The organism is Calothrix anomala FACHB-343 (genome assembly GCF_014696435.1).
Lineage (GTDB): Bacteria > Cyanobacteriota > Cyanobacteriia > Cyanobacteriales > Nostocaceae > Aulosira > Aulosira anomala_A.
Genome location: NZ_JACJQG010000048.1, coordinates 59744 through 70098, shown reverse-complemented (window position 1 = coordinate 70098; position 10355 = coordinate 59744). Strand labels below are relative to the sequence as shown.

Below are 10355 nucleotides of genomic sequence, written 5' to 3'. Positions count from 1 at the left end.
AAACGCCCTCACCCTATAAGGGTGGGGCTAGAAATACGAAGCCTGCCTTCGCAGGCTATCAAACTTTTAGCCTGCGAAGGCAGGCTTTGTTGGTATAGCAATACCCTTCTAGGGTATTGCGTCAAAATTGGGATGCTCCCGGTGCTATGCCTGCGGCAACCCCTGGGGGGAACGCAATCTAATTAAATCTAATTAACTAGACTTCTTACTACCAGAAACCATTTGTACCAAAAGATAGGTACTGAAATCTAAAAACTGATCGAGTAAACAGCCAATTACACCAATATAAATTATTGCCTGGATTAAGTAACTAACATTGCCAGCTTTATAAGCATCCCAGACTAGTAAACCCAGTCCCTTTGGGCCGACGAGCATTTCTATAGCAATTACTGTAAACCAGGCTACCCAAATACTAACTTTCAAAGCATGAAATGTATGAAAAATTGCTGCACGAAAGCTTTTATTTTGTCTGTAAAAATGCCCCATTCCTATCGCCATATTTAAAATCATTGTCCAGAGAGTGCCAATAAAAATTACCATTACAGATGCGACTTCACTATCTGGAAATAAGATGAGAGAAATTGGTAGCAATGCTATAGGCGGGATACTATGGGGTATTTGAAATATCCGCTTACTTAGCTGATAGATGGGGTTATTTAAACTGATTAAGTAACCAATGAAACCACCTAAAATTGCGGCTGGGATATAGCCCACAAATAATTTTTGCAGGCTAGATAAAATATCTAGAGGTATACTATGTTCCATGCCTCAGTTCTAATTTGGCAAGTCTAGGAAATACTGCGGCAATTGCAAACAACAAGGTAGCGCCTCGGTTTCCCTCAATAACTAGAGCAAAGGGAAGGGAGACGAAGAGATAAAAAATGCCCAATCAGGGCTGACAGTCTTATTAAATTAAATTTAACAATAAATTAAAGCCAAGTTGAAAAATTAAATAAAATTTCCATAATTCAATTTTAAAATTAACTTTTAGATGCTTATAAGCTAAATAATCCGAAAAATCTATCAAATAGATAGCAAATTGTAAATTATGCCAAATTGTAGGGGCGGGGTAACCCCCATTGGTATCAACTTAATGCGAAACCCTTATCCTAACTGGCTCCCATGCTCTGCGTGGGAGCGATGATCTGTGGGCTGCTGCCTCAATTTATTCAGAAGACGAGGCGGAGCCTCGCAATACGCATTTCCAGCCGGAGGCTGGAAACGAGATAGAGAAAAGTTTTGAGCTTAAGTTGACACAGGTGGGTTACCCCGCCCCTACAAGTTGAGGGTTTGGCAATTTAATGATTGAAAGATTTTTTTATTTAGAAGTCCCCGATGGGGGCACAATATTATTGTGCCCTACCTATTTACTTTATTTAGTTAAAAATTGCTGTAATAAATAATTCATAATTCCTAATTAATGATTACGTAACAACTTAATTGAAAATACAGCAACTTAAGGTACTAAAATATATAAGCTGAGTATATAAAAATTGTTAAATTACGAATTACGAATTACGAATTACGAATTACGAATTATAAATTATTTTTTGCCCAAATTGCGTTTCATTTGTTCTAACTCGTCTTCTGTTTCCCAGCGCCGAAACTTTTCTTCTAAGTCATCAAAACTACTAGAATAACTACTAGATGCTTTTGACCAACCATCAGTTTCTAAACGCTGTTGAGCTTGCGCTCTAGCGCGTGCTTGTTGTGCAGCAGAGGCTTTGGCTTGTACCTCTTGTCGCCGTGCCTGAATTTTTTGTAGTAATTCTTGAGATTGGTTAATGCGTTCTTTTAAGCCTTGCATGTGTCCCCAGCGTTGATTACCTTCGCGCAAAAGGGCGGCTTCTCGTTCTTGGGCTGCGAGGGCTAAATCATCTCTACCAGCAGCTTTAGCCTTTTGAACGCGGATGTGCCAACGCTGAATTTCTTGCGCTGTAGAGAGAATATCTTCTTGCGATCGCTTTTCCTGCAATTGTAAATCAGCAACCAGCTTTAAAGTATCTTCCTCTTGCTCCCGCAGCTGTTCTAACAGCGCTTCCAACTCTAAATGGGGATTATTCCGCAAGAATTCTTCTAAACGGTTTTCCAGAAACCGACTTAAATCATCAAATAAGCCCACTGCCAGCACTCCAGATTTAGGTATGTGCCTTTATTGTAATAATTATTATCGTATGGAGAAAGCTACTGGTTAAATTTCAGTCTCAAGATTCAAAACAGTTCAGTTAGTGCCAAAACCTTTAACAATTCAAAATTCAAAATTCTCTCTTGGAAAGTTCTGATCGGAGGAAACCTCCGCTCAGACTTTCCGCAAAATTAAAGACATTTTCAGACGGGGATTTAAACCCCGTCTGAAAATGATACTACGTATAGACGTAGGGGTCTTAAACCCTTTTATGTACGATAAATGTTTCTAAAACTACTTTTTTGCTGAAAATGAATAATGTATGTCAGTACATCCTCAAATCTATTCTGGAGAATTAATAGTTCCAGTTTGTGCAGTATCACAAGATAAATTTTTGTTTAATTTAAGAAGTTAAAATAACAAGCAAAAGCGGTTTTGTAGATATGCGTTACAAAGTCAAGTTAAACAAAACAAAAACAGGATATGCTATTTGGTGTCCCGCTTTACCAGGATGTTGGACTTTGGGAGAAACCGAAGAAGAAGCATTAGAGAACATCAAAGAAGCAATTAAAACCTATTTAGAAAATTTTGATGAAGTCACTCAAAATGCCGAGTTACGCTATGTAGATGTGCGATAAATAGGCGACAAGATTAATTATTACTACATTGATAAAATGCTCGTACCTCTGGCGAGTAAGTCAAAAGTCAAAAGTCAAAAGTCAAAAGTCAAAAGTCAAAAGTCAAAAGTCAAAAGTCAAAAGTCAAAAGAATTATATTATCTACTTTTGCACCATTGGGAATGGTATATTAATTTACGCCTTAACGCAGTGGTTTCCTAAAATACAATAAGCCAAATCGGATATTTGCGGCTAACTGAACCTGATTGGCAGATAATACCTAAATTTCATAATTACGAATTACGTAGACGCGTTCGCGGAGCGTTCTCGAAGAGTAGCGGCTTCCCGAAGGGTATTACGAATTACGAATTAACTAAATTGGTGTAATCCAATAAGCGATACCTTTGACTAATTTTTTCTGAAACCCAAACACAGGTAATTGTGACTCATTTAAACCTAAATAAGTCCAATGTGGAGTATCACCTTCTACAGTTTGAAACCAGCCATTTTGATTTAAAGCCTGTCTTTGTTTTTGATTTGATAAGCGTAAATCAATAGCTAATCCCCAGAGATGTTGTGATGTTCCTGGCGGTGCAACTATGCTTAAAATTGCTGTTTCTTTACCCTGGCGGACTTTGTCTAAGGTTCTGTTGTTAGCATATTTGCGCCAAAATCGCAGATTCGTGCTGTAAGTTCGCGTACAATCACCGCCACCATAACCTGATTTGAGAGAAATTTTTTGGATTGTTTTGGCTTTATTTAAAGCTAATGCTGCGGCTTGTTGTAAATAACAATCTCTAGTACCATCAACTTTAATCATTGTTAAAGTTGATTGAAACTCTTTCGTTTCTTGCTCGTTAGCTAAGATAACTTTCTCTGGTAACTTAATTTCTGGCTCTTGATTAACAAATACTGCACCATATTGACGCAATAAAATATATTCATAAGTGCCTGATTGGGGAATTGTTGGTAATTTAATGGCAACTGCTGATAAAAATCGCTGCTGCTCGTTTAATTCAGGGTTGGGAGTAAATGGTTTAATTGGGCTAGGTGAAGATGTCGAGTTGGGATACATTAGACATTGTGCATTATTTAAGCAACTATTGAAATTGATGCTTTGAATAACTGTTTGGTGGTGAGCAATTCCACTACTAGCTACTAAGGTAAAAGTAATCAGAAAAATTATTGTTAGCAAAGATAATTTCTGCAATATTCTGTGCATCTCTACATAATTATGAAATTGTTTAAACAAATTCTTATTGTATAGAATATTCAGTTTATTTAACGAGTTATAAATAATTTTCAATTGAGGAATAGGTTAACATGCAATTCCCAGCACATCCATGAAACTACGGTATCAGTTAAAATTGAAAATAACTCTCAGTTTGTTGACCTTGTAAGTATGACCATGCACAATTCAGTGGAATTTCAAGACGCTTTTGATGTTATTGTCGTCGGTGCAGGTCACTCCGGCTGTGAAGCAGCCTTGGCTACTGCGCGCCTGGGTTGTCGGACTCTGCTGTTGACGCTGAATTTAGATAAAATTGCTTGGCAACCTTGTAATCCTGCAGTGGGCGGCCCTGCTAAGTCTCAATTAACCCATGAAATTGATGCTTTGGGTGGGGAAATTGGCAAAATGGCAGACCGGACTTACCTGCAAAAGCGGATTCTCAATTCTTCACGGGGGCCTGCTGTGTGGGCTTTACGCGCCCAGACTGATAAGCGCGAATATGCAGCCGTGATGAAGGGAATTGTGGAGAATCAAGAGAATTTAACCATCCGTGAGGGAATGGTCACAGACTTGGTGCTGGGTGCTAATGATGAAGTTATCGGTGTTGAGACTTACTTTGGTGTAGCTTTCCAATGTACAGCAGTTATCTTGACGACTGGGACATTTTTGGGCGGTAAGATTTGGGTAGGAAATAAGTCAATGGCGGCGGGACGCGCCGGAGAATTTGCGGCGGAAGGCTTAACGGAAACCTTAAATCGCCTGGGTTTTGAAACTGGAAGGCTCAAAACTGGGACACCGGCACGGGTAGACAAGCGATCGGTGGACTATAGTAAAATGTCTCTTCAGCCGGGGGATGAAGAAGTGCGCTGGTTTAGCTTTGACCCCCAAGTGTGGGTGGAAAGAGAACAAATGCCATGCTACATTACCCGCACGACGGCGGAAACTCATCGCCTAATTCAAGAGAATTTACATTTGTCGCCTGTATATGGTGGTTGGGTAGAAGCCAAGGGGCCGCGTTATTGTCCGAGTATTGAAGATAAGATTGTCCGCTTTGCTGATAAAGAAAGCCATCAAATCTTTATTGAACCAGAAGGTAGGGATATTCCCGAACTTTATATTCAAGGGTTTTCCACAGGTTTACCAGAAAATTTGCAAATCCAAATGTTACGCAGTCTTCCCGGTATGGAAAACTGCGTGATGCTACGTCCGGCTTATGCTGTGGAATATGATTATTTACCTGCAACTCAGTGTTATCCGACAATGATGACGAAAAAAATTGCGGGGCTGTTTTGTGCTGGACAGATTAACGGGACAACAGGTTATGAAGAAGCAGCCGCCCAAGGATTTGTGGCTGGTGTGAATGCGGCGCGGTTTGTGCGCGGTCAGGAAATGATTGTTTTTCCGCGTGAGCAAAGTTACATAGGGACTTTGATGGATGACCTATGTACAAAGGATTTACGCGAACCTTACCGTATGCTTACGAGTCGCTCTGAGTACAGATTAATACTGCGTTCTGATAATGCTGACCAGCGATTGACTCCTTTGGGTAGGGAAATTGGTTTAATTGACGATCGCCGTTGGGAATTATACACCCGCAAACAAGCCCAGATTATTGCCGAAAAAGAACGGCTACACGGTACGCGCATTAAAGAACATGATGAGATCGGCAAAGCGATCGCATCTGATACACAACAAGCTATTAAAGGTTCGATTACCTTAGCTGACTTATTACGTCGTCCGGGATTCCACTATATCGATCTCGATAGATATGGATTAGGAAATCCCAGCCTGAACCAGCTTGAGAAAGAAGGCGCAGAAATTGACATTAAGTATTCTGGTTATCTAGCTAGACAACAAAATCAAATTGAGCAGATTGCTCGTCAAGCAAATCGCCAGTTACCTGCTGATTTAGATTACACAACAATTGATACCCTGTCTAAAGAAGCGCGAGAAAAGTTAAGTAAAGTAAAACCACTTACCATTGGTCAAGCAGCACGTATAGGTGGCGTAAACCCGGCAGATATTAATGCTTTATTAATATTTCTGGAATTACGTAAAACCAAGAGCCAGTCTGAGTTTTCAGCTTTGGCTTCAAAAAAACTTCATGAAGCTTGAGTATAGTAGTAGGGAGGAGATGGGTATGATAGATGACATGAATCCAGAAATAGCATTATCAGCAATCTCTAGATTCTAAGTTGAATTTAATACCACAAACCAATCAACTCGTCTAGTATGGACGGAAGATTGAACGTTTCACAAAAAATACTCATTTCCAGGCAGTAGGGGCGGTATTGAGCCGTCCTCGCAACTACCACCCACAAGCCTTATGTTAAAAGAAGCCAGCACTCATATCATTATTCCAGAACCATCAGATGAATTGATTACCAACGAGCCTTGGACTTTTGAAGTCTACGCTGATGGCTTGATGGATGAAATCTTTGCCGATATCGATAATGTTCTGGATGCTACCGGGGATTTCTCTCACCAAACTGTGAATGTAGAGTATGTACCTCTGCAAACAGTGAAAATGCCTCAGATTGTCTTGCCAGATGAACTACATCAATCGGTGGAAGGAGTTTCCCAAATCAGGGAAAAGCCCATCAACCCAGTAGTAGTTGATACGCCTGCGAAAAAAGCAGTTATTCGCAAGGTGAAAAAAGGCAAGAGTCCTTTTAGTGGATTAATTATTGTTGGGGCAACGATTATCGGTGTAGCGATCGCGGGCATAATCTACTTATTCAATTCAAGAGTGCTAACTTTCGCCACCTCTAAGCCACTGACATCCGCATATATCCAGGAACCGCAGCCGGAGTTACCGAAAAAAGTTGATGTTCAAGCAGAGTTGGTTGATTACATGCTAGGGGCGCTGTCAATTATTGAACAGCAACAAAGCAAAAACAATCAAAGCTACGCTACTCCGGGAAATACCACCTTGAGTGAAATTCCCAAAACAGCAGCTTTACCTGTAGTTAGCGAGCAAAAAAACCTGATTTTACCCACACCTCTAGCCGTAAATAATCCACCCCCAGCCCCAAGAATTACGAAGAACATTGTTGAGCGCATATACATACCCGTGTATCAAGCACCAGCCCCGATGCGCAATGTACCGTCTCTACTACCGCAAATTCCCAAAACTAAATCGCCTGTAGCGACTGTATCAAAAATTTCCCGTCCTAGCGCGGTTAAAAATGTTTTAACTGCCGTGCGCAAACCCGCTAAACCTGTCAGCGTTAACATGTTTGCTGCGGCTGTACGCACAGATTTAAAGCCTGTAACAGTACGTACTGCACCAGTGGTAGTTGGGCAATCATCCAATTTGCTACCTACATTACCAGTTGTCCCATTCCGGGCTGCACCAGCACAGATGTCTACACCAACGACACCTACAGCATCGGTATCTACTGTATCCTTGCAACAGGCTGTGTTAAATACATCACAACCTACTCATATCTTAGAAGGAATATTAGAGTTAGGAAGCAAATCTGCTGCTTTGTTTAAAGTTGATGGGACTACACAACGCTTTGCGATTGGTGAAAACATCGGTTCTAGCGGCTGGACACTAGTAGATGTGAGTAATGGGGAAGCGATTGTTCGTCGGAATGGCGAAGTCCGCTCAATTTATACAGGACAGAGACTGTAAAACAATTTACAACTTTATAATTGACCCAAATGGATATTTACCATAGGTAGGGCTGATATCAATTCGTCATTCGTAGATTACGAACATCGGACATAATCTATTGCCGAATTTTAGTAACTTGATATTATGCCTTACCTACTTAATCTGAGGATGCGTAGACTTAACCACTAATTCCAAATAAAAAGATGTGGTTGAGAATTATCATCTTTATAATTGGCTGGTGACATTCACTAGTATTAACTAGTTATTTTTGCAGAAATTATTTGCTGCTCGATTAATTTAATAAATAATACAGTATTTTCCCTTATCTGCTATCAGGGGTGTGACACCTCATTACCTGCTGAATTCAGTAATTAAACATAATTGGTGCTATGAGTTAGCTCAATACTTCTGCGTATATCTGCGGTAATTGGGCATGGGGCATGGGGCATTGGGCATTGGTTATTTTATTTTAGAGGGCATGGCAGTGCCATCTACGGTTTGTCATGGATGGAAGCGACGATTGTGAGGCTTCGCGTCAATTTATCATAGGTAATTAAGATTTTTGTAGGGGCGGGGTTTCCCCCATACGTGTCAACTTAAGCTAAAAGCTATATACGGCGCGTGTTAACTGGCTCCCATGCTCTGCGTGGGAGCGATGATCTGTGGGCTGCTGCCTCAATTTACCAGCTTTCGAGGCAGAGCCTCGCAATACGCATTTCCAGCCGGAGGCTGGAAACGAGATAGACGAGATAGAGAAGGCTTTTGAGCTTAAGTTGACACCAATGGTTTTCCCCGCCCTTGTGTGGTTTGATTACACAACCTTACAGTGTCCAGCAAACACAAAATGTGTATCTCGGTTTCCTTTGGTTTTGTCAGGCCACTTCACCCAGTAATGCTGTTCTTCAAAACGAGCGTCTAAGACTGGGTATTTTCCAGGAGCAATCTCAATTAAACTCTCTTTAGGTAAATCTGAGGATTGATCGGTAGAGGGTTTTAATACAGTTGCTGTTGTAATTTCCAAAATATGCTCTTTATCATCTTTATCATCTTTATCAGATTTATCAGATTTAGCTGTTTCTTCTCCTGAATCACCAATTAATCCATCTTTGATAGCTTCAGCCATTTTTTCGGCATCAAAGATATCCATATCTTTTTGGGAATCACAAAAGCAGCATTCAATTAAAATAGCTGGCATTTGTGTATTTCTTAAGACGAATAAAGGTGTATTTTTGACGCCGCGATTAGCAAATCCTAATTTGACAATCTCTTTGAGAACTGATTGCGCTATCCCTTTGGAGGCGTTACTCATGGCGAAAACTTCTGAGCCATGAACTTTACCATTGAATGCATTAAAGTGAATAGAAACGTAAATATTCACATTATTGGCATTCGCTTTATTGGTTCTTTGCGCTAGAGAGTTGGTGACGTTACTAGCTGTTTTTGGGGTGCAATCAATTACTGTATGACCGGCTGCTTTTAATTTTTGCATGAGCAGCGTACCGACGGCTTTAGTTAAATCATCTTCTTTTTTAATACCTAATGCGCCTGTATCTGGTGGGCAATTATGTCCAATATCAATAGCAAATTTCATATTTATCTCCTGTGTATTAGCTGAAAAATATAAGTTGTCTGTATCAGCAATTACCTATGGTAGTCTAAGAGCGATCGCCTGATTGGTCAGAATAAATCGGTAATTACTGTATCTTGAAGTAAAGATAACCGTAATTCGCATTGAAATCAGTAAAAAATACCAAAATTTCAGTAATAGAGAAGCTATATTGCCAATTAAGGCTGAATATCTCGCCTCTTCTCGCCCCTGCTTCTCTGTAACTCTACTCCCTTATTGTGAGAATGTGCTGGCTTAAGAGTGTAAAAGCTTACAACCAATGCTTGGGATAAGACCTCTCTTGTGCCAGGTTATTGAAGACTACAGCACAAAGTAACAGAATTACGGAACCTTCTAATGCTGGTGTGAGCAAAAATTGCCATTGCGCTTTTGTCATCATCACGACTAATGCAATTGCTCCTGAAGGTGGGTGTAATGTGTGGGTAAACTGCATGATTCCGATGGCTGTGGCTACAGCCATTCCCATTGCCCAAGGTTCGGAACCGAAAAGATGTAAGATAGTGAGGCTAACTAAAGCTCCTATAAGGTTACCGCCAATCACATTCCGGGGTTGAGCTAAGGGACTGTCAGGTACAGCAAAGATTAAAACGCTGGTTGCGCCAAAGGGAGCCATGAGCAGAGGTGAGCCAGTTTTCGCGGAGAGATAACCTGTGGCGGCTATGCCAATAAAACTACCCAGCCAAGACCAGAAAATATGTTTATGATGGGGTCTATCTAATGGGACTGTTCGCTTGGTTCCGCAGAGCTTAACACAATAATTTTTACATCTAGAGGAAATGGTTTTGTAATTGAATTTGGGTAGATAGGTGTAATTAATTCGCTCTTTCGGTAACATAGCGTGTTTTCAGCCTCATTAATAACCACATCAAATAAACAGCAAACTTAGACCAATTCAAAATTCAAAATTCTCTCTTGGAAAGTTCTGATCGGAGGAAACCTCCGCTCAGACTTTCCGCAAAATTCAAAATGAGTAATGCCGATAAAACAAGGGTTTAGGGATGTTTATCTGCCACCCTTTATTTTTAAATTGGTATCAAAAAGTTTGCTGCAAAAATTTAGCCTTTACCAATTCTGAAATTTCAGAATCAACAAATAAAATCACTGAAATTTCTTTGTTTCAGCAATATTTTAAG

8 protein-coding genes are annotated in these 10355 nt (G+C 40.3%); 3 read left to right on the top strand and 5 right to left on the bottom strand.

The window, feature by feature from the left end:
* Positions 1–192: 192 nt before the first annotated feature.
* On the bottom strand, positions 193–765 hold the full coding sequence (locus H6G08_RS24340) for an ABC transporter permease (RefSeq protein WP_190547619.1): 573 nt from the start codon (positions 763–765) through the stop codon (positions 193–195).
* A 778-nt stretch (positions 766–1543) separates the two neighbouring features.
* The gene (locus tag H6G08_RS24335) at positions 1544–2122 is read right to left on the bottom strand and encodes a TIGR04376 family protein (RefSeq protein WP_190547617.1); all 579 of its coding nucleotides are present in this window, start codon (positions 2120–2122) and stop codon (positions 1544–1546) included.
* Positions 2123–2568: 446 nt separating this feature from the next.
* On the opposite strand from H6G08_RS24335, the gene H6G08_RS24330 reads away from it, so the two are divergent.
* Positions 2569–2763, top strand: a complete 195-nt coding sequence (locus H6G08_RS24330; RefSeq protein WP_190547615.1) for a type II toxin-antitoxin system HicB family antitoxin — start codon at positions 2569–2571, stop codon at positions 2761–2763.
* A gap of 352 nt (positions 2764–3115) precedes the next feature.
* Here H6G08_RS24330 and H6G08_RS24325 read toward each other — a convergent pair whose 3' ends face one another.
* Entirely contained in the window at positions 3116–3964 is an 849-nt protein-coding gene (locus H6G08_RS24325) for a D-alanyl-D-alanine carboxypeptidase family protein (protein ID WP_190547613.1), read from the bottom strand.
* A 180-nt stretch (positions 3965–4144) separates the two neighbouring features.
* On the opposite strand from H6G08_RS24325, the gene mnmG reads away from it, so the two are divergent.
* Together mnmG and H6G08_RS24315 are read left to right on the top strand one after the other, a co-directional pair.
* Positions 4145–6088: a tRNA uridine-5-carboxymethylaminomethyl(34) synthesis enzyme MnmG gene (gene mnmG / locus H6G08_RS24320; protein WP_096646518.1), complete on the top strand. Its 1944-nt coding sequence runs from the start codon at positions 4145–4147 to the stop codon at positions 6086–6088.
* Between the two features lie 211 nt (positions 6089–6299).
* A complete protein-coding gene (locus H6G08_RS24315) occupies positions 6300–7613 on the top strand; it encodes a hypothetical protein (RefSeq protein WP_190547625.1) in 1314 nt (437 codons plus the stop codon).
* A gap of 793 nt (positions 7614–8406) precedes the next feature.
* Here H6G08_RS24315 and H6G08_RS24310 read toward each other — a convergent pair.
* Both H6G08_RS24310 and H6G08_RS24305 read right to left on the bottom strand, forming a co-directional pair.
* Positions 8407–9186 (bottom strand): N-acetylmuramoyl-L-alanine amidase, encoded by a 780-nt coding sequence (locus H6G08_RS24310; protein WP_190547611.1) that lies wholly within the window; start codon positions 9184–9186, stop codon positions 8407–8409.
* Between the two features lie 286 nt (positions 9187–9472).
* Positions 9473–10057 (bottom strand): HPP family protein, encoded by a 585-nt coding sequence (locus H6G08_RS24305; RefSeq protein WP_190547610.1) that lies wholly within the window; start codon positions 10055–10057, stop codon positions 9473–9475.
* Positions 10058–10355: the final 298 nt, after the last annotated feature.

Excerpts from the sequence above, each read along its gene's own strand:
- H6G08_RS24315 (WP_190547625.1), top strand. The coding sequence starts at position 6,300 with ATGTTAAAAGAAGCCAGCACTCATATCATTATTCCAGAACCATCAGAT.
- H6G08_RS24310 (WP_190547611.1), bottom strand. The coding sequence starts at position 9,186 with ATGAAATTTGCTATTGATATTGGACATAATTGCCCACCAGATACAGGC.
- H6G08_RS24340 (WP_190547619.1), bottom strand. The coding sequence starts at position 765 with ATGGAACATAGTATACCTCTAGATATTTTATCTAGCCTGCAAAAATTA.
- H6G08_RS24325 (WP_190547613.1), bottom strand. The coding sequence starts at position 3,964 with ATGCACAGAATATTGCAGAAATTATCTTTGCTAACAATAATTTTTCTG.
- mnmG (WP_096646518.1), top strand. The coding sequence starts at position 4,145 with ATGACCATGCACAATTCAGTGGAATTTCAAGACGCTTTTGATGTTATT.
- H6G08_RS24330 (WP_190547615.1), top strand. The coding sequence starts at position 2,569 with ATGCGTTACAAAGTCAAGTTAAACAAAACAAAAACAGGATATGCTATT.
- H6G08_RS24305 (WP_190547610.1), bottom strand. The coding sequence starts at position 10,057 with ATGTTACCGAAAGAGCGAATTAATTACACCTATCTACCCAAATTCAAT.